The 25,784-nt window shown below is 41.4% G+C and carries 24 protein-coding genes; 10 read left to right on the top strand and 14 right to left on the bottom strand.

Annotated elements, in window-relative coordinates:
* The first annotated feature begins 92 nt into the window (after positions 1 to 92).
* The 4 genes from RXV91_RS03350 to msrA all read left to right on the top strand — a co-directional run bounded on the left by RXV91_RS03350 (position 93) and on the right by msrA (position 3,110).
* Positions 93 to 1,052 (top strand): LysR family transcriptional regulator, encoded by a 960-nt coding sequence (locus RXV91_RS03350; RefSeq protein WP_316438667.1) that lies wholly within the window; start codon positions 93 to 95, stop codon positions 1,050 to 1,052.
* Positions 1,053 to 1,074: 22 nt separating this feature from the next.
* Complete coding sequence (locus RXV91_RS03345; RefSeq protein WP_316438666.1) at positions 1,075 to 2,004, top strand: manganese-dependent inorganic pyrophosphatase; 930 nt, start codon at positions 1,075 to 1,077, stop codon at positions 2,002 to 2,004.
* Positions 2,005 to 2,132: 128 nt separating this feature from the next.
* The gene (gene msrB / locus RXV91_RS03340) at positions 2,133 to 2,567 is read left to right on the top strand and encodes a peptide-methionine (R)-S-oxide reductase MsrB (RefSeq protein WP_316438665.1); all 435 of its coding nucleotides are present in this window, start codon (positions 2,133 to 2,135) and stop codon (positions 2,565 to 2,567) included.
* Positions 2,568 to 2,594: 27 nt separating this feature from the next.
* A complete protein-coding gene (msrA, locus tag RXV91_RS03335; protein WP_316438664.1) occupies positions 2,595 to 3,110 on the top strand; it encodes a peptide-methionine (S)-S-oxide reductase MsrA in 516 nt (171 codons plus the stop codon).
* Positions 3,111 to 3,268: 158 nt separating this feature from the next.
* On the opposite strand, the gene RXV91_RS03330 is transcribed toward msrA, so the two are convergent.
* The 4 genes from RXV91_RS03330 to RXV91_RS03315 form a co-directional block, all read right to left on the bottom strand.
* A complete protein-coding gene (locus tag RXV91_RS03330; RefSeq protein ID WP_003640551.1) occupies positions 3,269 to 3,469 on the bottom strand; it encodes a sterile alpha motif-like domain-containing protein in 201 nt (66 codons plus the stop codon).
* 213 nt (positions 3,470 to 3,682) lie between these two features.
* Complete coding sequence (locus tag RXV91_RS03325; protein WP_033610381.1) at positions 3,683 to 4,537, bottom strand: phage integrase N-terminal SAM-like domain-containing protein; 855 nt, start codon at positions 4,535 to 4,537, stop codon at positions 3,683 to 3,685.
* A 1,763-nt stretch (positions 4,538 to 6,300) separates the two neighbouring features.
* Positions 6,301 to 7,833, bottom strand: a complete 1,533-nt coding sequence (locus RXV91_RS03320; RefSeq protein WP_396426734.1) for a hypothetical protein — start codon at positions 7,831 to 7,833, stop codon at positions 6,301 to 6,303.
* Positions 7,834 to 7,844: 11 nt separating this feature from the next.
* Positions 7,845 to 9,152 carry a glycosyltransferase family 2 protein gene (locus tag RXV91_RS03315; RefSeq protein WP_316438662.1) on the bottom strand — a complete coding sequence of 436 codons (1,308 nt, stop codon included), beginning with the start codon at positions 9,150 to 9,152 and terminating at the stop codon, positions 7,845 to 7,847.
* Between the two features lie 202 nt (positions 9,153 to 9,354).
* Here RXV91_RS03315 and RXV91_RS03310 point away from each other — a divergent pair, with 202 nt between their 5' ends.
* Positions 9,355 to 9,762 (top strand): hypothetical protein, encoded by a 408-nt coding sequence (locus RXV91_RS03310; RefSeq protein WP_316438661.1) that lies wholly within the window; start codon positions 9,355 to 9,357, stop codon positions 9,760 to 9,762.
* 122 nt (positions 9,763 to 9,884) lie between these two features.
* Here RXV91_RS03310 and RXV91_RS03305 read toward each other — a convergent pair whose 3' ends face one another.
* From RXV91_RS03305 to RXV91_RS03285, 5 genes are all read right to left on the bottom strand, one after another.
* Positions 9,885 to 10,412, bottom strand: a complete 528-nt coding sequence (locus RXV91_RS03305) for a GNAT family N-acetyltransferase (RefSeq protein WP_316438660.1) — start codon at positions 10,410 to 10,412, stop codon at positions 9,885 to 9,887.
* Positions 10,413 to 10,507: 95 nt separating this feature from the next.
* Positions 10,508 to 12,394 carry a CDP-glycerol glycerophosphotransferase family protein gene (locus RXV91_RS03300; RefSeq protein ID WP_316438659.1) on the bottom strand — a complete coding sequence of 629 codons (1,887 nt, stop codon included), beginning with the start codon at positions 12,392 to 12,394 and terminating at the stop codon, positions 10,508 to 10,510.
* A gap of 3 nt (positions 12,395 to 12,397) precedes the next feature.
* Complete coding sequence (locus tag RXV91_RS03295; RefSeq protein WP_316438658.1) at positions 12,398 to 13,510, bottom strand: CDP-glycerol glycerophosphotransferase family protein; 1,113 nt, start codon at positions 13,508 to 13,510, stop codon at positions 12,398 to 12,400.
* The gene (locus tag RXV91_RS03290) at positions 13,498 to 14,523 is read right to left on the bottom strand and encodes a ribitol-5-phosphate dehydrogenase (protein ID WP_316438657.1); all 1,026 of its coding nucleotides are present in this window, start codon (positions 14,521 to 14,523) and stop codon (positions 13,498 to 13,500) included. Before RXV91_RS03290 ends, RXV91_RS03295 begins: the two co-directional genes overlap by 13 nt.
* A gap of 1 nt (position 14,524) precedes the next feature.
* Positions 14,525 to 15,226 (bottom strand): 2-C-methyl-D-erythritol 4-phosphate cytidylyltransferase, encoded by a 702-nt coding sequence (locus RXV91_RS03285; protein ID WP_316438656.1) that lies wholly within the window; start codon positions 15,224 to 15,226, stop codon positions 14,525 to 14,527.
* Positions 15,227 to 15,506: 280 nt separating this feature from the next.
* On the opposite strand from RXV91_RS03285, the gene RXV91_RS03280 reads away from it, so the two are divergent.
* The 3 genes from RXV91_RS03280 to RXV91_RS03270 all read left to right on the top strand — a co-directional run bounded on the left by RXV91_RS03280 (position 15,507) and on the right by RXV91_RS03270 (position 18,941).
* Positions 15,507 to 16,856 carry a hypothetical protein gene (locus RXV91_RS03280; protein ID WP_316438655.1) on the top strand — a complete coding sequence of 450 codons (1,350 nt, stop codon included), beginning with the start codon at positions 15,507 to 15,509 and terminating at the stop codon, positions 16,854 to 16,856.
* Between the two features lie 27 nt (positions 16,857 to 16,883).
* Positions 16,884 to 18,476, top strand: a complete 1,593-nt coding sequence (locus tag RXV91_RS03275) for an L-lactate permease (RefSeq protein WP_316438654.1) — start codon at positions 16,884 to 16,886, stop codon at positions 18,474 to 18,476.
* 120 nt (positions 18,477 to 18,596) lie between these two features.
* Positions 18,597 to 18,941: a hypothetical protein gene (locus RXV91_RS03270; RefSeq protein WP_316438953.1), complete on the top strand. Its 345-nt coding sequence runs from the start codon at positions 18,597 to 18,599 to the stop codon at positions 18,939 to 18,941.
* Positions 18,942 to 19,132: 191 nt separating this feature from the next.
* Here the strand turns inward: RXV91_RS03270 and RXV91_RS03265 are convergent, their stop codons facing one another.
* A complete protein-coding gene (locus RXV91_RS03265) occupies positions 19,133 to 20,026 on the bottom strand; it encodes a hypothetical protein (protein ID WP_316438653.1) in 894 nt (297 codons plus the stop codon).
* A 178-nt stretch (positions 20,027 to 20,204) separates the two neighbouring features.
* Positions 20,205 to 21,545 carry an amino acid permease gene (locus RXV91_RS03260; protein WP_316438652.1) on the bottom strand — a complete coding sequence of 447 codons (1,341 nt, stop codon included), beginning with the start codon at positions 21,543 to 21,545 and terminating at the stop codon, positions 20,205 to 20,207.
* Positions 21,546 to 21,768: 223 nt separating this feature from the next.
* Here RXV91_RS03260 and RXV91_RS03255 point away from each other — a divergent pair, with 223 nt between their 5' ends.
* Complete coding sequence (locus RXV91_RS03255; protein WP_316438651.1) at positions 21,769 to 22,626, top strand: DUF368 domain-containing protein; 858 nt, start codon at positions 21,769 to 21,771, stop codon at positions 22,624 to 22,626.
* Between the two features lie 104 nt (positions 22,627 to 22,730).
* Here the strand turns inward: RXV91_RS03255 and RXV91_RS03250 are convergent, their stop codons facing one another.
* The 3 genes from RXV91_RS03250 to RXV91_RS03240 form a co-directional block, all read right to left on the bottom strand.
* Complete coding sequence (locus tag RXV91_RS03250) at positions 22,731 to 23,468, bottom strand: DUF1003 domain-containing protein (protein ID WP_021731533.1); 738 nt, start codon at positions 23,466 to 23,468, stop codon at positions 22,731 to 22,733.
* A gap of 218 nt (positions 23,469 to 23,686) precedes the next feature.
* The gene (locus RXV91_RS03245; RefSeq protein ID WP_316438650.1) at positions 23,687 to 23,995 is read right to left on the bottom strand and encodes a DUF960 domain-containing protein; all 309 of its coding nucleotides are present in this window, start codon (positions 23,993 to 23,995) and stop codon (positions 23,687 to 23,689) included.
* A gap of 27 nt (positions 23,996 to 24,022) precedes the next feature.
* The gene (locus RXV91_RS03240) at positions 24,023 to 24,355 is read right to left on the bottom strand and encodes a hypothetical protein (RefSeq protein ID WP_316438649.1); all 333 of its coding nucleotides are present in this window, start codon (positions 24,353 to 24,355) and stop codon (positions 24,023 to 24,025) included.
* Between the two features lie 341 nt (positions 24,356 to 24,696).
* Between RXV91_RS03240 and RXV91_RS03235 the strand changes: the two genes are divergently transcribed.
* Entirely contained in the window at positions 24,697 to 25,608 is a 912-nt protein-coding gene (locus tag RXV91_RS03235; protein ID WP_316438648.1) for an MFS transporter, read from the top strand.
* Positions 25,609 to 25,784: the final 176 nt, after the last annotated feature.

Below are 25,784 nucleotides of genomic sequence, written 5' to 3'. Positions count from 1 at the left end.
ACCGATAACAACCGCTTGCTTTCATCTTGAATCTTGTATAAAATTATAGATATTATAAGATGGCGATAAGAAGAAAGGATCAGGTAAAATTCATGAAAACAACTCAAGAAAGTATTTTCTCATCGAAAACGTTAACGTATTTCTTGCAACTAGCTGAAACGATGAATTACACGCAAGCAGCTCAAATTTTAGGAATTACGCAACCAGCATTGACTCAACAGATCAAGAAACTAGAACGTACGGTTGGTGCTCCTTTGTTCTATTCTGTTGGAAAAAAGTTACGTCTCTCCGATGCAGGTTACACAATGCTCAATGCGACACACAGCATTTATAACGTTCTCAACAAGGCGACTGATGAAATTCAACAAACCACGAGTGCAACTCAAGGGACGATTAATATTGGGGTTTTAGCCTCAATTGAGGATCACGTCTTTGAAGATTTTGCTATCAAGTATTATGAGGCCAATCCGAATGTGATTATTTCATTACACATGTTGACGCGTAAAGAGATCTGGGAACGGTTAGAAAATAACCGGATTGATTTGGCTGTCATGTACTTGCCTGATGAAAGTATTAAAAACTGGAAGCCATATCAATCCAAGAAGATTATTCAGGATGAATTACTATTTATTTCGGGTGATGAAAAGTTGGCTAAGAAGAAGCGGATTAAGTTTAAGGATACAACACTTAATCCATGGGTCACTTACCCTGAAAACTATTACTTGGATCAAGTGGTCAAAGAATCTTATAAGAACCAATTGGCGGATTTACCAACGGCCGTCGCTCGTTTTACGACCCCGCAACAAATTTATCGCTTCGTGGCAGCCACTGACACTAATACAGCTTTACCAAATTCATTTATGGTAGCTAATCCAGCAACTGATAAGCTGCATACATTATCATTTGAACCAGCCATCAAGTTCGATTTAAATTTTGTCTTCCGTAAAGATAAGGACCAAATTCCACGAATCAAGAATTTCCTTGATGAATTTGATACTTACCTACGTGCTGAAGATTATATTTCACGGCTACAAAAGATTAATCAAAAATAAGTTTTAAGGGAGTTTTGTGCTAATGAGTAAGGAATTAGTTTTTGGACATCAAAATCCTGATACCGACGCAATCGTGGCGGCCAAGGCGTTCTCATACTTTGAAAATAAAGTGGGGGCGAATACTGAAGCTGTTGCATTAGGCGAACCAAACGAAGAAACCCAATTTGTTTTGGATTACTTTGATGAACCAGCACTACGGGTGATTACTAAGGCCAGTGATGAAGTTGATAGTGTCATGCTTGTCGACCATAACGAACCACAACAAAGTGTCAGTGACATTGCTGACGTTACGGTTAGCCATGTAGTTGATCATCATCGGATTTCTGGTTTTGACACGGCACAACCATTATTTTACCGGGCCGAACCACTTGGTTGCTGCAGTACGGTCATTTACAAGTTATTCCAAGAAAATGACATTGAAATTCCTGCCAAGTTAGCTGGATTGATGTTATCTGCAATCATTTCAGATACGTTACTCTTAAAGTCACCAACTACAACGGAAACCGACGTTGCAGTTGTTAAAGACTTAGCTAAAATTGCTGATATTGATTATGAAACATATGGTTTAGCCATGCTTAAAGCGGGTACTAACCTTGACAGCAAGACTGAAAAGGAATTAATCGATGCCGATGCTAAATCATTTGAAATGGCTGGTAAAACAGTCCGGGTTGCGCAAATCAACACAGTTGACTTAGATGACGTTTTCAAGCGTCAAGCTGCGTTAGAAACAGCCGCTAAAGATGAAAACACTAGTGAAGGTTATGATTTGTTTTTAATCTTAGCTACGAACATCTTAGATAGCAATTCTGAGCTGTTAGTTGTTGGTAACCCGACGGAACCCGTTGAGAAGGCCTTTGGTAAGACGATTGCAAATAATCGGTTAAGCTTACCAGGCGTTGTTTCACGGAAAAAACAAGTGGTTCCTCAATTAACGGACGCCTTCAATGCTTAAGTTGCCAAATTAATTTAAAAGAAGCTGCCAATTATGGAAGCTTCTTTTTTGCATTTTAGAAAGATTGGGGTATGATAAACACTGTAATTAGATTGTGTACAACTTAATTACGGGAAGGACTGATAGTAATGGATAAACAACAAGATGAATTACGCCAGCGTCTGACACCTGAACAGTATGCCGTCACTCAAGAGGCCGCAACTGAACGACCATTTAGTGGTGAGTATGATAATTTTTATCAGGAAGGCATTTACGTGGATGTTGTTAGCGGGCAAGTGCTTTTTAGTTCACGTGATAAATATGATGCCGGCTGTGGTTGGCCATCTTTCACGAAACCAATCGATCAGACCAACCTCAATGAACATCGCGATGAATCGTTTGGTATGCACCGAACCGAAGTAACTAGTACACAAGCAAATTCACATTTAGGTCATGTTTTTCCAGATGGTCCGGCTGATCGAGGCGGGCTTCGATACTGCATTAATTCGGCAGCACTGAAGTTCATTCCAGTTGCCGACCTTGAAAAGGCTGGTTATGGCCAGTATCAGAGTTTATTTAAATAATTGAGTTAATAAATGGGAGGGATTTAGATGACAGAGACTGCAATATTTGCTGGCGGCTGTTTCTGGTGCATGGTCAAACCGTTTGACCAGCAGCCAGGGATTAAGTCCGTTATTTCGGGTTATACCGGTGGGACGATTGCTAATCCCACGTATGAACAAGTTGCTAGTCACACGACTGGGCACACTGAAGCGGTTGAAATCACTTTTGATCCAGAAGTAATCAGTTATGCCGACTTGGTTGAAATTTATTGGCGCCAGACCGATCCAACCGATGCTTCTGGTCAATTTCAGGATCGCGGCGACAGCTATCGACCAGTAATTTTTGTTAACAGTGAGGCGCAGCGTCGAGTGGCAACGGCTTCACGAGATGCCCTTGCTGTTAGTGGCAAGTTTGCTGAGCCGATTGTGACAACCATTGAAGATGCGAAGCCATTTTATCCCGCAGAAGCCGAGCACCAGGACTTTTATCGACGTAACCCATTCCGTTATCAGATTGAAGAGATGGGCGGACGTGAAGCCTTTATTAAACAGCATTGGCAGTAACCAGATGGTGTTTAAACGTTGAGAATAGGTAGATTTGAGACTTTCATAGCCGTTTGAACATCGTCTCGATAAATACTAGGAATACGAATAAACCAACCTGCAACCGCAGCAATCGTCGCTGGGGCTAGTAGGTTGGTTTTTAAGTTTAATTATGATTGTTAACTTGCTTGATATGCGTCTAATGCCGAATAAAACGATTTTTTGACCGAATCACGAATATTTAAATAAGTAATATAGTCAGACAATTCATGAACATTACTAGTCAAAGGAAAATCGAAATCTGAGTGCGCATAACATGCGGCTGGTGCAAACGGTCCGTTCTGTTCAATAAACGGTTCCAACCAACGATAGAATGTCATCAAATCATCCTTTCAATACTTTAGTTAAATCAATAAAACTAGTTTAACTGCAAAAAGGGCGCGTTGTATAGGCGTTTTAAGGCTTCTTAATTAACTAGCAAATTCCACGTAATGCTTGTGACGCGTTTGTAAAGTTATGTAAAGTAAACGCAATAACGTAAAGTTACTTTAACTAAAAAAGCTAGCTGTATTCAGTTAGCTCATCATGTTGCCTTAGTCTACTTTGGTAGCTTTTAAAATACGTAAATCACGTTGTCGTAGCAAGTTTTGGTAATATTCAAGGCTAGTTTCATCTAACCGTAGTTGTTGTATGATCTCAGTCGGTTCAGTCGTCCGATGCTGATTGAGAAACCAAAGTATGAAGTCCTGACGCAGTGCAACTGGCTTTAATGGCACGCCTAAACGTTGACTATCACCCGCTAAGTATTTGTGTAATGCTGCCAGGGTGATATGTGGATCGGTTCCACGTTGACGTTGCTTTAAAAAGAGATCCGAACTGCCACTTTGAGTCTGTAATGGCTGCAAATAGGCACGTAGTTTAACCAAAAAAGTCTGTTCTGCAGCAGTAAAGGTAATTGTGTTCAATTGCTGATAAAACCCCGGTGTTAGCATCTCTGTGGCGGTATAACCCTTGGTCGTTAGTAACAAGAATAAGCGGGTATATGGATGAAGATCATCAATTGTCAGCCAAGCAGCTAGTTGCTCTGGCCAAGACGTTGTTTGTTGCGTATTAGTCAGTGGCTGGCCCTTAATTGTAAAGGTCGGTAAAGTTGTAATGATTCGATGCGAAAATAGATAGCTAAAATAGCCATTTAAATTCGACAAACATTTGTTCAACGTCGATATTTTGAATTGGCGTTGTTCACGGAGCATATCTAAATAAGCTTGAATATCATTTTCAGTTAAATCTGCCAATAATTGATCCTTAGCAAAAGTCTCATTGAAATGTTGCTCATAGTTGAAAAAGTCAGCCAAGGTTAATTCGTACTGCTCAATAGTACTAGCTTGCTTGCCAGCAGTTTCTAATGATGCGAGGAAGCTTTTGGCATACGGGAATTTTGCGGCCATTGGTAGTCGGACATCCTTTCTGGGTTTGAATTCTTACTTTAACTAAAACATAAAATTGAAACAAAAACAAGCGATCTGACCGCTATTGAGAGGCGCATTCTAAGCACGTGTTCGTTTGTTAGTTGAACTAGTGGTCATCAAAAGAACCGTAGAATCGACATGGATATCAGCAAATTATGAAAACAGATGCAAATCTGTAATAACTAGATTTAGTAGTTTGAAAGCATTTGAACTTTTAGTGATTTGGATAAGCTAATTCAAATTGGTTAAAAAACTTTGTTGAAATTCAATCGATTAATTTCAGTGTTGATGTTTTAGTGAATCATAAAAAAACAATTTAAGTGAAGCGTGCACCTTGAAAATATGAACAGCAAAAATGTTCACGACGAAATAATGATTCACAAAAATATCGCAAAAAGTTGGCGTACAATAAAAAGACGCCACAGGGGACCAAATTAGGTCGTGGGGGAGCGATTTTTGTTTTGATTCTACTTCGTATAATATATATTATGTAAACTAGAAAAAGCAAAAAAAGCCCCCCTTGCCAAATATGCCAACTTTACTTCGAGTAATCCTAGTATTTAGGCATTGATGGTATTTAAGAACCATGTTTTGCCGTTTGGATTTATAATCAGCCAAGAGTAACTCAAATAATAGTTGCTGAACTTGTGATGACTAATTAATAATAACTTTTCAAGGACTTGATGTTGAGAAGTTGTTTAATTACTGAAATGCTATGATAACAGCTCGATAAACCAACCACACGATGCGTAATTTGATACTTTATTTCATCATTTTATTAATCCTGAAAGTCATCAAGTTGTGTCATCAAGATCAGATTGTGATAATAACTTATCGGCATAAATTGCAGTTTTTTGACTCCGCTGAGCCAGATAATTCCACTAAGCAATTCACCCGTACTTTATGAATAAGCCTGCTAAGTAATAATCGAGTATTGCGTTTAGCGTTTGCGCCGACCAGTCTTAATCACAATAGTTATTAGTCTGATGACATTAGCAAAAAAATGTGAGCAATCATGGTCATGTATAAACGAGATCTTAATCATTCATGCTACATAAATAATCATAATCAAATAATATGAGTATCGATCACATGGCTCGCTGGAGTGATTTTGCAACTGTTTTAATTGGTAAGCAGTTGTTGCAATCTATGCTACCAGAATTCGTTTTGCTACTCAGAGAGTAATTTTTTTCGTTAGCATCTATGATTAAATTGTTTTTCAAAATTTATTTTCTCATTATTAACATTGCCAAACTTGACCGTTACACTCACAATTAATTAATGTTTTAATACCCGCCGCGTTTAGCATAATCACACACTTCATTGAACAACATTTTTTAGATCAAAGCACTTGCTTGATGAAGAATTTTTCAAGAAGAATACCCCTTTTTTAATAAAATATTGCAATCGAATCACAAATTATAACGAACGCAATATTACGTCAAAATTGGTCGTTAGTAGTTTGTTGCAGCCCCTACCCTGTTAATAGTGCTAATGGGCTGGATCCTTTGATGGTTTTTCTTCTTAAGAATCTATTTGCTTTGACATACATGACTAACTATCAGTATCTGTGAACACAATTTTACTAGTCATATGTTGCCCTGCCACCTAGCATAATTAATAGACACACCCTATTTGGTTTCATAGTCTTGACCGGTCAAATCAATCTGCGAAATTTGCTACTTTGTGATGTGTGATCATCAACTGTACTAGAAATCCCCAATTATGAGCAATCCATTGAATCAGTTATGATTAATTTGATAGTTATGCCACCATAGTTTCACAGCGGCAATCCCACAAGTCATTAGCATGAGGACTGGTAAGTACAAAATAATATGATAGCGGCCCTGTACTTCTAATGGTAAGGCGCTTAAGGTAAAGCCGTCTAACAAAAGTGCGCCCATTAGTAAATAGCGATTGAGATAATGTTGGCGCCATTGAAGCCCTAATCCGATTAAGACGCTTAGCAATGCAATAATAAGCATAATCTGCCAATAAACTGTCGCACTGCTAATCAGTATTGGCGCCAAATGGAACCAATTATGGTTGAGTAGACCGGAATGATTACTTAAATTATACAAACTCCAGTCGTAACCATAATCTTCACGAATAAAGCCCTGCATTTTTTGATTGGCAAAGTTGCCCATTTGTGATTGGACTTGTTTGAGATTGGTTTGCAAGGCCGTTGTCATCGTTCGTGTGATACGCGGATAAGCTTGTGTTAACGTTGGTGCCGCCCGTAACTCATGGCTAACAGTTGTTTGTAAGGTTGGACTATAAGTTCCCCGGCTTTTTACATCAGTGCCAGTAGCCAAACTATAGAGCGTTTCAACCCGGCTTGGCGCTACTTTAAAGCCGTATAGCCAACTGTCAATATTCGTAGCCGTGAACAGTAATCCTAACACCACGCCGCCATAGATCATTAGCTGACGATATTGATAACGGTAGCGATGGCCCACTGCAAATAATAGAATAATTGCCATTAAACTGAGCGCGATCAACCAGACTGCCATGATTGGCCTTAACATGTTAGCTAAAATGGTTGCCACAATAGCTAACGCTAGGTACAGATGCCGGTCTGTAAGTGTGGTTGTTGGTAATGGGACTAATGCGCGTGTCAATGCATACATCATGAGTAGGACACTTGTTAGAAAGAACGGTTCACCACCATTTAGTAAAGTGCCATACAACCAATAAGCTGGGATCCAATAAAAAATAAGTGCCGTCATAATCCCCAGTTGGCGCGAAAGCCATCGGGCGACCAGCCAGTAGATTAGGACCATATCTACTAAGGTACACCCAATGTTGATCAATTGACTGATGAAAAAATTAGAACCGCCAAATGCTGCTGCCAAACTGTACCCATTCGCAATGTTTAGGGCGTGTGGGAAGACGACATAGTTGCCAATGATGCCCCGGTGTAAAAGCTGCGTCCAAGTGAGCCCCTGGGCGCTAAAGACAGCTAACGTGTGGTAATTCCAAAAGTCTGAGATGGGATTGATTTTTAACCCAATAACTAGTGGGAATTTTAGGAGTGTTAGTCCAAACAGTGTTGCGACTAGCCAACTTGTTTGGTGACGGCTTAACCACCAACTACCGAAACCAATCGTGATCCCGATGAACAATACGAATAGCATGGCACCCATCCAGGCATTGATTGAGAGATGAAGTTGTAAACTGATTTGCCAATTGGCCATAACCATCCACCCAAGTAGCCCCGCCGCAACCGTTAGAATAATGGTCTGAAATATCTTATAGTACCACTTCATAGGAATTCACCCTTATCTTAATATGAGCGTTTTAAATCAGAATCAGTGTATTGCGTTGCCCGGGTAGTACCATGACGGGTTTTAGCCCACGTTGTGTGTCCACGCAATTGTCGATAAATGGCAACGTATGGTGTCAAACTAATAATCAATAAAAATGCTTGAAAACTCAGACTTTGCTTGATAGCAGTCATGAATCGAACGGGTTGTTTAACAGTAGTACAGTTCCGTTGATATAGTGCCGCCAAAACAAGGCAAGCAATCAAAGCAATCGCTAACAGCGTCCCAATGACGAGATGATGCCACCCTGATTGCCAATGTTGCACGCTACGGCTTACAAGAACAATTAAGGTGGTGAGACTGGTGAGTGGGACAACACAGCCACTGATGGGCATCAGAATCCAAAAAGTCGTATCTAACTTTTGAAAGTGGTTTAATCGTCCTGAATGCCATAGTGCTGGTAAATAACGCATACACTGAACTGCCCCTTGACACCAGCGCACTCGCTGGCGAAAAAATGGTCGTAGTTGTTCGATAGCTTCTTGTTGTACAACTAATGTATGATCAAAGGTGGTTCGTGTCCCACCAAGCAACCAGGTGCGCAGGGTAAACTCAAGATCCTCTAGTAAGCTATTCCCCCATGGATTTTTCAAAGCTAAATCTAAGCGAACAAACTGACCATTTCCCGACGCGATCCCTTGACCGAGCCGATTACGCAGTTGCTGAGTAGCGTTATTAACCCCCATAAACTCAAAGTTTTGCATTTTAGTGAGCCAATTGGATTGATTATAAATACTGACACTAGTCTGAAGCATTGCTAACTGCGGTTCTTGTTCAAATCGTGCAAGTACGCGTGTCAAATCAGTGGCGGTCATAAAAGCATCTGCGTCCAGGACGCCAATGACTGCTTGATGCGTGTCAGTGGTTGTCGTCAGTGTCCTATGAATATACTGGACAGCAGTGTTTAAAACGGCCCCCTTACCGACGCGTTGATTACCAGCGCGATGTAGGATTTGTAAGTATGGTGAGGATGACTGGGTCAGCATTAACAGGCTATGGTCCGTGGAATCATCATCGACAGCAATGATTTGCGCTCGGATTGTCGATGGCAATTGTGCAAGAGATTTTGAAAGCCGTGCAATGGTTCTAGTAATCACTTGTTCTTCATTGAGAACTGGAACGACCAGAAATAATTCGTATGGTGGTGTTGGCCCCTTCTCGTACGTTTGAGTGGGTTCTCGGTAGTGATTAATTAACAATAGATTAATAATAAAATATACGTAAAAAACGACTGAAATCATAATTGAAACTCTAATTATTATCATCATAACTCCCCCAAATAAACTTATTAAGTGGTTATTATACGCATACTGTTTTAAAATGCCCATTACTTATATTTTGAAAGCATAGTGAACAAATCATGGCTTGCATTTACCCTTTCTTTATCAGAAGTTTACAATTATTCGATAGTTAGCATGCGATGTAGATTGTTAAAATAACATTATTCAATAATAAGGATGGCGTACATTCATGAAAAAATCGACCTGGGGATTATTGGGATTATTAATTGGTCAACCAGTGCTGGTCTACCTCGGGCAATCAGCGTTATTGCCGGTTATTCCAAGTCACTATGGCTGGTTGGGCGCCGTCGCCTATACTAGTGACCCCCACCATTACTTTGCTATGCTGGAGAGCGCGTTTATTCCGGCAGTATTGCTGGCAATCATGCCGCTAAATAAGCGTTTACCGCCGTTGTTATGGCTGACCATTTTCAGGACTAATTTTAGCTGGTGGCTATTCGGAATGAATTGGTTCATTCTGATTAATTTGTTTGTTCAGACTACTTGGTTAAGCTGGGGAATCATAATCTGGATATTCGTTGGCTTGATGGTATTCCTGTTCAAGTTATTAGGCCTGATTGCTGCGAATTATCGTTGAGTTCATTTTGATACCATACAAAAAGTACTGACAGGTAGTGGCCCTGTCAGTACTTTTTGTGTACAAACCATATTGATAATTTTATCTAACAATTACAACAACCACTGTCCTGAGTGGCGAACCTAGGAATTGGTTAACGATTTAATCATTAATAAATCGGTTTGCCGATCGTCTCCCATTACAAAATCATGAGCTCCAAATTGTTCAAAGCCCCATTTCGCATAAAAGGTCTTTGCCGGTTCATTATGTTCCCAAACGCCGAGCCAAATTTTTTGTTTATGGGCAGTTTGCGCAAGTTGAATCGCCCGTGCCATCAATCGGTTGCCGAGCCCTTGATGTTGAAAGGCTTGTCGGATATAAATACGTTCAACTTCTAAGGCATCTGGTCCCATTGCTTCTGATTGGGCTTGCCCAGTGTTTAATTTTAAGTATCCTAGTAACTCCCCTGCACGTTCAACAAAATAAAATTGGGATTCGGATTCCGCTAACTCTGCTGCTAATTTGGGTACGTTATAAGCGTCCTGTAAGTATGCCGCCATATTTTCGGCCGTGTTTTGCGCCCCAAATGTGTCCTTGAATGTTTCAATGCTAATCTGTTGTAATTGAGTGACGTCAGCAGTCGTTAACCGTCGAGTCATAATTTGTGCCATGATTAATTCCTCCTATCAGTAATCAAAAACAGCCAATCACATTATCAGCATCTTCAAAGCGCTGATAGTGCCACTGACTGTTCTAGTCTAGCATATTATTTAGCCTTTTTACCCCAGTCAGGAATAATCTTGCCATCTTCACTAATGGCTAAACCATCAGTATTTTCTAATTCAGCTGCATCTGGATCTACAAAATCATTTTCAAGCGCATCTACAAAACGAGCCGTAGACTTGCCATCTAAATCGTCAAAGAAGAAGTTTACGAAACCGTCTAATTTAGCTTGGTCGACCTGCGGATGCTGTAGCTGATCGATTAACTCACCCGTATTTTCAGCCAAACTACCTGGAATAAAATCAAAGTAGTTAAAGTAGAAGCTCCGGGATTGCATGTAATCAGCCAAATCAGGCGCAAAGAAAATCATTGGCCGATTCAGTAATGCATATTCGAAACATACTGACGAATAATCGGTAATTAATTGATCGGCAACGAGTAATAAATCGTTGATTTCCCGATAATCAGAAACATCGTAATAGAAGTTTGAATATTCATACGGCAAGGTCGGTTTATTCTGCACAAACGGATGAATCTTCAATAAAAAGACGTAATCTTCATGTAGCGCTTCGTAGATTTCCTTGAAATTTAACATTTCAAATGGGTAGTACGCCGACTGTTGTCCATTACCACGGAAGGTTGGTGCAAAGAGAATAACTTTTTTATTTTTAATAAACGGTAAATCATTCTCTAGTCGTTCCCGAATCGCCTGTTTTTTAGGTTCATCAAAGAAGATATCTGTCCGCGGGATCCCCAGCGGTTGAATTTTATCTGGAGCAATTCCAAATCCTTCTGCGTATTTATCTGCAATGTTGTGAGAGGAAACTAAGGCTTTGGTGTAGTTGCGATGGTTTAAAGATTGGATCTTGGGACCACCGGGCATCCCTAAGCGACTGTAGCCAAACGTTTTAAAGGCTCCCACAGCGTGCCATACTTGAATCAAGTCTGCATTTTCGCGAATATGCAATGGATAGACTAACGGATAAAAGTCATCTAGAATCACATAACGACTAGTTGCCAAAGCTTTGGCTAACGTTCGGACCTCTTTCCAAGACTTTTTAGTTTTAATACTTGGTTTCAAATAGAAGGAAATTTTAAAATCAGTGTTGCGGCGTTTAAGTTCCTGATAAATAAACTCGAAATTACCAGAAATAGTGACCCGGCTATCAGAAACAAATGAAATCTGTTTCTTATGAATCGGTTGAAGACAATACCACCGATACCACACTTTTAAGGCGCGGCGTTTAATAGCTCGCATGGTTGCACTGTCTAAACCAACATCTTCGGTGAATTCATTTTCGAGAGGGTTAACGTCGCTCAGCTTGTATGAGGTCACTTTTAATGCTTGAGCAGCCAAATTGTAGCGGAAAATTAAGCTGTATGATTTGTTACTCTTAGCTGAATAACTGGCCATTTTGGTTGTATAATTTAAATCCTGCTGAGTATCAATGACTTGACCGATGGTTGTCCGGCGAATTAGCCAACCGTTACCTAGATATTGTTTTAACTGTAGCTTGATCTCATAAGTGCCAGGTATTAGTGGTTTCCCATTGCTAAGTGTCGAGAAGTTAACATCACCATGATATCCTGCGTAAGGAAAATCTGTATTTTCACTGCGAGTATTAATTAACGGAATTTCAAGTTCTTCGTCCATCTTATTAGTTAATACAAGGCTTTTAATAATTCGCTCAGTATCTTGTTCTGGATAGTTTTCAAACCAAGCAGTTCCCTCAATGACTAAATAAGACCTATTGAATGCTAATTTAGTGACTTGGCGCTTGATTAATGATTCAGCGTCCTTTTCAATTCGTAATGTATTCAAGTTTTCGTTGGTAGTGAGTGTGCCTGATATAGTTTCGGTATCAGTGTATTGAGGTTGTTTGTGTCCATATACGATTCGGCGCGCAATTCGTTTTAAATGTTGTATCATTTATCATTCTCCCCTTGTTAATTTTTTAACAAATTGAACAACCCGTTCGGTGTTACGGCCATCTTGATGTGGAAATGTCTTTTGTTTTAAATTATGTACATAGGACAAATCCATGTAATCCAATTTATTATTAATATAATTTACAACCTGAGTAGCTTGACTAAAATAAGGCGCCTTTAAATATTGATAGTAATCGACGTAAAAACCAGAAGTTTGCATGTAAGTATCATAATCGGGCGTATACAGTAAAATAGGCCGTTCAAAGTAACTGAACGTCAACGATAATGATGAATAATCAGTGATAAATAAGTCAACAGTTGGCATTATTGTCTTAACTTTCTCCGCATCTTGAAAAATATGAACATTTTGTGGTAAGGCCATGGACGTAAGTTTTAGATATGGGTGTAGTGAAATATAAATCTCCCATTGGCCAGTTAACTGCTGACAAGCATCAATCATCTTCCTAATATAATTCATGACTTGTTTACCTTGGGTACCAGGCCGATAAGTCGGTGAATATAAAATACGGCGAACAACAGAATGGCACTGTGGCCGATGATTGAGCAAATCATCGACCATTGGGGAACCGATTGCCAAGACATGGGCTTCATCAATGGCCATGGCGTCCAAATATGCCCGCTGATCCGTTTTAGCATTAATCAAGACCCAATCATAGTTCGTGTGTGGCCGCATGACGCTTTGATCAGCATCCGGTAAACTTAATCCGAATTTTTTTAAAGAACCAATTGCATGCCATAATTGTACCACTTGATTGTCCTCGTGCTTGTGAATTGCATATAGTGGAAAAAAGTAATCGTCAATGACAAACACATCAGATCTCGCAATTAGGTACAGTGCTTTAATTGAGGCGAGTAAGAATCCTAATTTTCCGGAAAACGTACGATCATAGTGATAGCAAAATATCTTAATCTGTTTAATATCAGTCAGCAATAACCCCTGATGGAGTGCTTTTAAATTATCATTTAATTGGTCACTGCGCATTGTTGCTAACGTAATGCGCCCTTTTTTAGGCCCAAATATTTTATAAAAAAACTGATAGAGAAAATTAAAACTCGTGTGTAGTAACACGAGTTTTAAAGTCTTTAAACGTCCCATTCCATCACCTCCTTGCCCCAATAGTTAGTTACGGCGCCGTCAAAAAAGTTGGTGATATCTTGAATAGTGCTGACCTTTTTGACAACACCAACTAGATTCTGTAAGCGTTCACGAGTGACTGAACTAGAAGATAGAATCTCAATGGCTCGCTTGAAATCTTCTCGGCTACTACGACTAACCCCCCGCAATGTCAGCCCTTCTGCAAGAACTGAACGAGTATCAATACCAACAGGATTCTCGGAGACTCCCATAAGAATAACAGTTCCCATTGGCTGGATATGTTGGATAATTTGCTGAATGGCAGTTTCACTGCCTTGTCCGCCTGTGCATTCCAATGCCTGACTAACTTTGATATCGGGAGAAATATCATCAACCATATAAGTTTTATCAGCAAACGAAAAATAATCTAATTTAGCCTGATGCCGACCGAACACTAACAATTGACTGTTAGGAAAAATTTGTTTGACAAGTGTGGCTGTGATATAGCTAAGATTTCCGTCTCCCCAGATACCGATAATTCGTTTATCATCATCCATAGTGTTTTCCAGCTTTGTTAGTGCCTGAACGCCAACGGAAATCATTTCAATAAAGGCGGCCATATGCTGATCAAAATCGGTTGGAACAACTACTGCTCGATCCCGCCGTAGACAGACGTATTCTTGCATAAATCCGTCATAGCCACTTGAACGAAACTTGGATGAAGGTAGATAATTTTCTTGAATAATCGAATCTTTTGTAACTGGAGTGTTTGGTACCATTGCAACCAATGTTCCTGCTTTAAATACATTTTTTGGATCAAACACGACTTCGCCGGTAGCTTCATGGATCAGCGCCATTGGAAGTTTGGTACGTAATGCAGCTTGTGAACGTTGGCCAAAAAAGTAACGAGTATCAGCATGACAGATTGATAAGAATTTAGGACGCACAATAATGTCGTCAGCACCGATTTTTTCTGCAACTGTCTCAACTTCAAATTGGCGTGGCCGGATTAGGCGATAGACTTGATTTAACATCTTATGACCTCTTTTCTAATAAAGCTGATGCAACGCGTAAATCAAACGGTGTTGTAATCTTAAAATTGTAATTTTCACCAAGTACTAAACCAACTGATTGCCCAGCTAATGAGCAGATTTTGCAAGAGTCGGACAACGTTTCTTTTTGTATGGCACTAAGTGCTTGGTATGAATCAATTAATGTCTGAATATGGAAGCTTTGTGGTGTTTGGCCTTGATACATTTCTGAGCGCACGGGAATATCAATAACTTGCTTGTCAGCACCCCGGACAATTGTATCGATTGCCGGCACTACAGTGTCCACTGCTTTATGTGTTAAGACAGCTTCAATATTGTCATTGATTATCCTTTGTGTTATAAATGGCCGAACTGCATCATGTGTTACAACGACATCATCATCATGAATCCCGTATTGCTTCTGAATATATTCGACCCCACGCATCAAGGTCTCGTTTCGGTCGGATCCACCAGTAACAACCCGTACCCGGTCATCGGTAATGTACTTTTTGATTAAGTCTTCAGTATGACTAATCCAGTCAGCTGGACAGACAACTAAAATAGCATCGAAACGACTTTCTAGTGTAAACTTTTCAATGGTATGAATCAGTATTGGCTTATCTGCTAATAATAGGAATTGCTTAGGCATTGGGACATTCCCCATTCGGGTGCCCTTACCACCAGCTAAAATTTGAGCATAAATCATATTTGTATAACTCCATTCATTATTTAAATTATGAGGATAATGATAAATAAGAATTTTATGTTTTTTGTGAATAAATATGACAAAATTGTGATGATGTTGGTAAGAATTTTGTTTTTATTGTTTAAGTTAAAGTAACTAAATACCATTATTTTAATGAGCATACTTTATCATGTTTATAAATCCTCCCAGTTGATGTGATTAAACATACTTTTCCCCACCATTTGTATCCATTAATTGCTATACTAATCCTAGAAAACTAACGAAATGGTTGTGATTATTTTTGACTCGTTTACGGCACTCCGGATTAGACTTCTCCGTAGCTACGCTTAATTTTTTAGCTAACGTTGGAATCGTCTTGCCCTATGTTTTGATTCTCTTCAAATATCAACAGACACATAATATCAACTACTTAGCTGCAATTGTTGTCTTTTACGTTGCGCGTGCTGCTAGTGTCTTCGGCACCAAACACTTAAATCTCAAAGCTAGTAGCTACTTATTGATTTGCCTCTGGTTGGGTGTGATTGGTAGTTTACTGTTTAGTCTGACCACCAATCTAGTAGTTGTACTAATGGGTGCTTTATGTTTAGGCTACACATCCGCCAACATTTGGCCCTACTACCTTACCATCAAATTGCATTTATCAGCACAGACCGATTTCAAGTTAAAGAAGTTCTATTGGTTGATCTTTTTAGCACTTGGCATTTTGTTTGGCTTGGATTTTGTTTTAAATTGGGGTTATCGACTTGCCTTCGTTATATTGGCACTATTATTCGTTATTGCACTACCTGCTGGTCACTTGCTTAGACAATTCTCACTGGCATTTTATACTGACCACAACATCGCTCAAGTACGGCCAATCAAACCATGGCGTGTCATAGTATTCATTGTGTTTTTTGCAGCAATCGGCTTACTGACCCTCTTACGAAAGGCCACGTTGCAAATTGCATTACCAGCAGTACTGGGCATTATTGTTGTTGCCATTGTCTTACTGAACCTCGAGTTAGCCGCAGATTGGCAAGCAATGCCGGCTAATAAGTTACGCATCGTCAATCGCGGGTTTTTACTCAGTTTTGTTTTACTTTTTAATAGCTTCTTCGGCGTCTTTATCTTTGGTAAAATGGGCATGTACCTTGTCTTCGCCATTTACCTACTCGGTTTTGAAGCAGGCCGCCCGTTATATCAATTGCTAGGACAGCATGATTCACAGCGAGCAACAATTATGGCACGCGGCGGTTTGATCTTAGGACACCTCCTAGTCGTAACCGCTCAGCCAAGTCTTTACGTTATTGGTTTACTATTGATCTCGCTATACGTCGGCTTTGAAAATCCAGCCATCAATACTAGTGTCTATGCGACTGAAGTTGACGATCCGGATCTGGCTATCATCCATAAATACCGATTTTCAACGTATGGCGGCCTGCTTTGTCAGCTATGCTTCTTCGGGTTACTAGTTATCATTAGTCGCTTTAAACAACTAGCTTTATTGAACTTTTTTGCCCCGACTTCGGCCGCTTTGAAAACGACCTACCTAATGGGTATGGTATGGCCATTAACAGCCATTTCACTCATTATTTCATTAATCACACTCTACGGGCAGCGCTATTTTACTAAGGCGCATCCGCAATCTTGATCATCGCCAAAGGAGGCTTTCACGACCATGATATTTATTGCTAGCGCCGCTATCATCCTGCCCTTAATTCTATTGGGAGGACTGAATCTGTCAGCAACCCGCGGCATGGGTCTTAGTGCCCTTGTCGTTATCGTAACCGGTTATTTTTTCTGGCACCTCAGTCCATCCGTACTGACTGCTTCGATTCTACAAGCGCTTCACAAAGCGCTGCCAATTTTATGGATCTTATTTGGAGCACTCCTTATGTTGAACTGCTTACGAGCAACGGGAGCCATTGATCGTATCAATCAAGGCTTTCAAAGCTTATCTGCTGACATGCGATTGCAAACAGTTCTGGTAGCGTTCTTGTTCGGTGGCCTAATTGAAGGTGTTTCCGGCTTTGGCACCCCCGCCATGGTTACCGCACCGTTGTTAATCGCACTAGGCTTTTCGCCAATGGCTGCTGTTATCTTGGCCCTTGTAGCGGACTCAACCCCCGCCGCGTTTGGTGCGGTCGGCACACCGCTAACTGTCGGATTAAGCAACGTTACTGAAAAAACACATGTTTTGAACTTGATTGGCTTACGAATCACCCAACTCGATCTCTTTGTGGGGGCGTTAATGCCCGCTGTCCTGATTTTAATTCTCATTATGTGGTTTGGTCCTAAAAATAATCGACTAAAAAGTTGGCTAGCCCTTTTGCCATGGGCCTTACTGATAGGTTTTGTCTACAGCGGACTCGCATTATTAAGTGCGTTGCTCATTGGCTATGAATTTGTTTCAATCATTGCCCCGCTGGGCACGCTAATTGTTGCCATCATTACGATTCGCCTGCATTGGTTATTACCAAATCAGCTTAAAACCCACCCTTGGCGAACAACCGCTGTGGCGGCAAAGACACCAGCGCCCAGTCAGATGAGCTTAATCGCCGCTTGGTTTCCTTACTTACTAGTCGTCATCTTATTACTTGCTAGCCGGGTTGTTGCACCGTTGAAGCAATTATTGATCCACTATGCGAATCTATCTTGGACGAATATCTTGGGCTATAGTCAGATTAACTCCGACTGGGAGCTACTCTACTCGCCAGGGACGATTCTAGCAGTTGCGGCTATTATTGGTCTACTGGTCCAGGCTCGTTCATTAAAGCCTTTGCTCCCCACCGCAGGTTCAGTCATCCGTTCGATGGGAAACACTGCTATCGCACTGGGCGTAACCTTAATCATGGTTCAAGTCTTCACCAACTCTGGCTTGAACCAAGCTGAGCTACCAAGTATGCCGATGTACATCGCCAAGTTTATCGCTAAGTATCTGGCTGCTGTCTGGGTAATCATGGCACCGTTTCTTGGGCAATTAGGCGCCTTTGTAACTGGTAGTACGACGGTCTCGACCCTGACCTTTGCCCAGATTCAGGCTGACATTGCAGCCAATGCTAGTCTCAGCACAACGGTGATTCTTGCTGCTCAACTCGTTGGCGCTGCGGCTGGTAACATGGTATGTGTGCACAACATTGTTGCTGTCAGCTCGGTAGTTGGCCTGAGCGGACAAGAAGGTGCCATCTTGCGAAAAACCTTGTTACCTGGACTTGGCTATGCCTTGCTAATCGGATTTGCTGGCTGGGTGCTCCTTCACCTGCTCGCCTAAATCATCACGACCAAGGGACCAATCACCTAAACTTCAGTTGATTAGTCCCTTTATTTCGTCAAGTGATTAAGCTAAAATGAGATTATGATTTTCACCGCAAAGGAGGCGCTGACTTTGCAAGTGCGCTTAGTACCAAACTTACAACTCGGGAATCGGATTATTGGACCGACTCGGGACCCCAAGGCTAATTGGGCGCTTTATCAGCGTTACGCCAAACGACTACAAGCCCGACTAGGTATTGGCTTTCAAGTCTATTTAGACACAAGTGATGGCTATGACTTACTCCACGCCCACGATTACGATACTAATACCTGTTGGGTCGTTGCCGCCGAAGTTTATCAAGCGTTAACAGATTCAGCGGTACTTACTCACCATCGTATCATGCCATTAAGTAATCAAGCACTCATCTTAAAAGCGACCCAGTCAATTGAACAGCAATTACGGCAACCCCCGCTGACCCATTAATTGATGCCGGCTATTATTTATTTGATTGCGTACCGTCTTTCATCTCTCAAACCGCTATTGATAAAAAATTAAACAGCAGTGTAATTGCCCTTAGCGGCTAACTACACTGCTGTTTAATTTTTTGACACTTACCTTTTTTATTTCACTAAATCAACCTGATTAGGCCCAGAACTATTTTGACCTCGAGATAGCTATTGCTGCATACTTGCTGCCATCTTGATGGCCGTTGTCGTATCACGAGCACTGACTTTATAAACGACCTTGCCACTTTGCCACTGAATAAGCTGATCCAGGCCACCTGACGAAACAGCTTCAAAAGCAATGGCACCGACTGACTGTGGGGCCGGCAAGTAAACAGTCTCAAAAGTGGTAACGGCCTGCTTGGCTAACGCGATACCGGCGTCATTGTGCATCATATTCGTGTGCACGGTTAACGACCAGCGCCCCTCGTTCCAAATAATATATCGCTGACCAGCACCCGAATCAATGTGTGCCGTAATCTGGTGGCCTAAAGCCACGGTTGGCAGGCCCGCTACTGACTTGTTATCACGGTAGCCAACCTGTTTGGCCGCGGTGTTTGCTGATGAATAGGTCGTTTTAGTGACGGTTGCGTAAGCCGTTTCATCCGCCACTGCCGTATCATTAAATGGCTTGGTTTGTTGACCAACACTATATTTAACCGTGTAGTTCTGGCTATCACCTTGATAACGCATGTTTAACTTGGCACTCCCGCTGGCTAAGCCATCCTTTTGGGGAACTAATATCTGAGATCCCAATGCTTTGATTAATTGCTGATTAAGCGTCGTTAACCGCGAGACAGCGGTCGAATTTGATGCTGAGGTGCTACTACTAGAAGTACCGGCCGCCTTCGACTGTCCTGCTGTTGTCGAACGACTAGACTGGGCCTTAGTACTACTATCAGACTGATTAGCAGTCTTAGATTTTGACTGTTTCGAATTGTTGTCACTAGCCTTACTAGTAATCGTCGTACTCTGACTAGCAGCTGACTGACGATCTTGTGTTTGTGACGTGCAGCCAACTAATAATAACGCCAGTGGTAGCACGATTAATTTTCGATAATTCATACTGACTCCCTCCCCATTAGTTACGAACAGCTACCATCAGATTAACGATGGCAAGCTTTATTTAATTATAGAATAGAAATCATTATCACGGGTGATTATTGCATTTCACAAGAAAACCACCTATTAATTGGCAAACTTGGTTTACCAATTAATAGGTGGCGATAATAATTAAAGATTGCTACCTCGCACGATGCATGCCTCGCTCAATCACTAATAACATCACGAACCATACGACTGAACCAATAACGGCCCAGCGATTAACCTGGTCAAAACATAAGACGACCGTAACTGCGATAAAAAACACTAATGTCATAATATTAGAAATTGGAAATAATGGTAATTTAAATGGATTCTGCGTACTAGCTGCCGTCCGCTTATAGACGTAATGACAGACTAGTAATGCACACCAGACAATAATAAAATTAGTCGTGGCAACATTTGAAATCAGCGTAAAGACCGTGCTAGGAATGACATAATTTAATGCCACGATTACTAATAAAATTAATGACGAAAATAACAGTGACCGTGCCGGGACGTTATATCGATTAACTTTTCCCATCCATTTAGGGGCATTGTCGCCGTGTGCTAACGTAAATAATGTCCGACTCGTACTGAAGATCGCACTATTGCAAGCCGACAATGCCGCCGTCAGGACTACAAAGTTAATAATACTAGCAGCTGCCTTGATTCCAACATCGCTGAAAACTTGTACAAAGGGTGACTGACTCGTCGTAATCTGATTCCAAGGATAAATAGCCATAATCACAAATAGGGCCCCAACGTAGAAGAACGAAATTCGAATGGGCAAGCTGTTGATGGCTCGTGGTAATTCCGTCTCCGGGTTTTCGGCTTCACCAGCCGTGATACCGACCATTTCAATGCCCGTAAACGCAAAAATAACTAATGAAAACGACATCAGAAACCCATGGACACCTTTAGGGAAAAAGCCACCATGACTGACTAAATTAGTCACCGAAACGGTTTGACCCCCAACGTGTGCCGATGAGCCAATTAAAATCGCACCAGTCACAATCAGTGCGATAATCGCGACGACTTTGATCATTGAAAACCAGTATTCTAGCTCGCCAAACGCACTGACAGACAACATATTGAATATTAATAAAACCAAAATAATGATCAACGGTGTCACCCATTGTGGAATCCATGGGAACCAGTAACGAATATAAATCCCGCTCGCGGTCAAATCAGCCATCGCAAGACTGATCCAGCAGAGCCAATAAGTCCATCCAATGGCAAACTCAAAGCGTTTGCCCAGATAACGATTAATAAACTCCAAAAATGAGTGCAAGCGTGTATCTGATAACAATAGTTCACCAAGTGCCCGCATCATCAAGTAACAGAAGAAGCCACCAATGGCATAGGCTAACAAGATCGACGGTCCAGCCTGCTTAATAGCCGACCCTGAACCTAAAAACAGTCCCGTCCCAATGGCACCACCGAGCGCAATCATTTGGACGTGACGCCGTTTTAATTTGCGGGCAAGTTGTTGATTTTCCATACGACCTCAACTTTCCTTTAATCCAATTTAATAATAATTTTCATAAAATTACAGATTTTTCACGTTCATTCATTTTATGATAAAATAATCTACTTAGCAACTCTTGCTCCTAACAAGTACCACGTCAAACGGATTTTAATTGCCTTTCATAATAATATCTGGTATCTTTAATTACTTTGATTATTACTGGAATACCAGTCATTAGAGCTAAAGGAGTTTACTTATGCCAACTAAAACAACTGATACTTTCTGGAAACGATTCTTTAAAGGCGTCGTCATTGCCCTCGGTTTCATTTTGCCGGGCGTCTCTGGTGGGGTCCTGGCCGCTATTCTTGGAATTTACGAACGCTTACTGGGCTTCATGGCCCACTTCCGCCGTAACTTCAAGCGCGACTTCTGGTACTTTGTTCCGGTCGGATTAGGGGGAATCGTCGGAATTGCCCTCTTATCCGCCCCACTGGAATACTTATTGGCCCATGCTCAGGTTATTGTGCTCTGGGGATTTGCTGGCGCAATTATCGGGACCTTACCAGCACTGATGAAAACTGCCGCCAGCCAAACACCCCGTGACTGGCTCGATGGGGTCTGGTTCTTCGGAACTTTCATCATCAGTGCCGGGTTGCTCTATTTCATGAGTGAGCTATTTGGGACCTTGCCGGCCAACTTTGGTGGCTTCATCGTTGCCGGCGCCTTGATTGCTTTGGGCGTCCTAGTCCCCGGGCTAAGCCCTTCTAACTTACTGCTCATTCTGGGACTTTTTACACCTATGTTAACCGGTTTTAAAAAATTAGACATCATGGGCGTCTACTTACCGATTGCCATTGGTGGCGTCCTTGCAATGGCCTTATTCTCTAAATTAATGGACTACCTATTAGTGAAATTCCATTCACGGGTCTACCACTTCATCCTTGGCATCGTCCTTGCTAGCACCATGCTGATCCTGATTCCGAATCCGTATGCTGCTGAAAGCATCTCATATGCCAACGCCACACTCAGTACTTATCTACTAAGCGCACTGGCACTGGCAGTTGGGATTGCGCTTGGTTACTGGATGAGTGCCTTAGAAACTAAATATAAATAAACCGGCTGTCAACCGTTGCACCTTATCTGGTAGCCAATCAAAAAACTGAGTTTGAGAATAATAAAATTCTCAAACTCAGTTTTTTGTTACGAACAAGTTACTGTCTAAATCTGATTACGCCGGCGTTTAGGCTGTAACCGGCGCAGTTCATTGACCTGTGCCTGAATTTCACCTAGCATTTGTGTCTGCATCTTTTGAATTTCAAGCATATTAGGTTCATCTTGTTGAATCAAATGGTCGACCTTCGAATGCAGAACCCGAATTTCCTCCTCAGACATTGAGTTTACTTTGAAATCATTAGCCGCTTGTAACCGGTCGTATTCTGCTGCCCGGTTCTGACTCATCATGATCAATGGTGCTTGAATGGCCGCGACCATACTCAAAAATAAGTTTAATAGGATGAAAGGGTAAGGATCAAAATGGTGACTAAAAATTGGTAGCACGTTCAGCAACATCCATACTAGCATCACAACGACAAACGAGATGATAAACGCCCAACTCCCACCAAAACGTGCCACACCATCCGCAACCCGTTGACCAAACGTCAGTGAACTTTCCAGTTCATTATTGACATCAACGACCTGATAAGTATTATTGGCTAAAATCTTAGACAATTGTGCATTGACCTTATCATTTTGATGATAATCGTTTTCAATCATCGCATCCATTTTTGCTAAGCGATAATGGACAAGATGCTCACTACAAATGAAACTGCTATTATGAGCCTGCGGAAAGTCTTTCATAATCATTTGCCGCAAACTGGTTTCCAATTCTTCTAATCGCATGCCATCAACAACCTGGTAGCGTTGTTGATCGACAATGCACACTGCTGTTTTTGCCATCAAACATACACCTTTCTACACAAATAACGACGTGAGATATCGTTTACGCGATGCTACCGAGTACTTCGCAATAAATGACATCTATAATGTACCTAACGCCTGCTCTCTAATCAGACAAATTTGATTAAGCTTAGACTAGCCTTAATCAAAAAACGATTATCTAAATAAGCTGGATTCACGAGCACACTCGGATTTAGCTCTAGATAATCGCAACATTATTAAACGGATAACTCATCCAGCAACATCATTGTCTGATACTGACCATCATCTAGAACTGCCACTGTCTCTGGAAATTCTCGCTGATAACTGACTGGCAAATCAAATTCCATAATCGCGCCATGCTGAGCATCAAAAGCAACCGTAACTTGGTCATTACGGGCAATGAGCGCAAATTGAAGCACTCGTGGTAATCGGACGACCCCTTTTAAATTCTGATCAATAATCTCCCAAATACCATCAATAACCGCGCTTGGTAGTTTGGAAGCTAAGCCTAACGTTGCAAACCGTTCTTCATCTTGATCAAACATGTCCATCACCTCATTAATTAATTCAGCCTAATTATCACGTACAATCACTGCGACCTCTTTTTCAATACGAATAAATAAGCCTTGTGAATCCTGTCGAAAATCATTTTCCAACCGATCAGATAGTGGCTTGATCCGGCCGACAACCGTCCCCGTCGTTCCATAGAGCTCAATAGTTTGGCCATCAGTAGCCCACTTAACGGTCCAATAACTACCTTCTAAGGCTTCATCAACAAAATACTGGGTACCCGCTAAAATGGCCTCATTAATCACACTACTTTCATCCGCAGTCATTCCCGCATCTAATTCCCACTTAAGTTTTTGATTAACTTCCAACATATCTCCTGGAATTAAATTTTGCATGATTATTCCTCCATCTTGTTCATTTAACTAATATCATACCACACTCAGAATAAATATCAGTCAACCAAACTTGTCCCATTAAGTTGTCAGTTACGCCCCGCTTGTGTTAATATTCTAATAGATAAGTGAGAAAATTAGAAAGTGGTGAAAAACATGTTGGCTAAAAATTTGGCTTGGATCAACCTTAAACGCACGATTTTTGCAATTACGGTGCTACTAAGGGGGGCAGTCTACCCTTTTTTTCAAGTTAAATGTATCTCATTAGCCATCGCGATGTCACGAGTTCTGACGACGATGCGTCGTCTTTTTTTGTCCCCTCGTGGCCGCCAAAGGAGTTTAATATGTTATCACCAATTACCCGTCGTAACTTATGCCTCAGTTATGGTTACGCCGCCTGCGCCTTTTTTGGTATCACCACCCTATGGGTCATTTTTTTACAACAGCAAGGCTTATCACTAGTTGAGATTGGCCTATGTGAAAGCGTCTTTCATCTTACTAGTTTTCTCTCAGAAGTCCCATCTGGCATCCTAGCCGACCGTTTTGGCTATCGCAGCGTCCTCATTGGTAGCCGCTTAATGGCCATTGGTCACGCGATTATCATGTTAACAGCTCATAGTCTGACGTGGTTCATTGTAGCCTTTATTTTACAGGCCTGGGCGTATAATCTTCAATCTGGCACCATTGCCGCTGCCCAATATGACAGTTTAGTAACCGATCAGACAACTCAACATTATCCCCGAGTAACGACGACTCTGAACACTACGATCGAACTCGCTGATACGATTGGGGTCGTCCTAGCCGGTTGGTTCCTACCGAATCACTTGATCACGACATACTGGTTGTACTTAATCGTTGCCGTCATTGCCGTCGTCACAGCGAGTTGGTTACAGCGTCATCAAACCCAACGACAGTTATTAATAAAACTGTGTTTAGGACTGGTCATTGCGCTTCTCAGTACTTTTGGTCACGCGATTGGTTTGCTGGTCATCATTTATTTAATCATCAATAGTTTGATGGCAATGCTCGAACCGTTATTTTCTAATTACTATAATCAACTGATTCCCAACGGTCAGCGCGCAACCTTGTTGAGTGTCGCAAGTATGGCATTTAGTTTGGCCATGGTCGGCAGTTTCCCGCTTATCGGTTGGCTGATTCAAATCTTGGGCTTTACCGTTACTTTTGGCAGCTGCGGACTACTGACACTGATTGCACTACTGGGGATCTGCCGATATGAATTTCATACCGTAAATTAGGAATCACTTCTGTAAACTTTCAAACACGACCCCGATGACTGACACTTGGCATTCAGACAACGCTATTGGTTCCCCGACGACTAATTATCTAAGAACCCTCTTTTAGCGATAATTAGGTTCTAACCAGGCTAAGGCGTTCTACCCCACCACAAATACACCTCACGACAGCCATTTAG

The organism is Lactiplantibacillus sp. DA1, from assembly GCF_032681335.1.
In the GTDB taxonomy this organism is placed as follows: Bacteria; Bacillota; Bacilli; order Lactobacillales; family Lactobacillaceae; genus Lactiplantibacillus.
The sequence above is the reverse complement of the archived record's forward strand: the minus strand, read 5'-3'. Positions and strand labels throughout refer to the sequence as shown.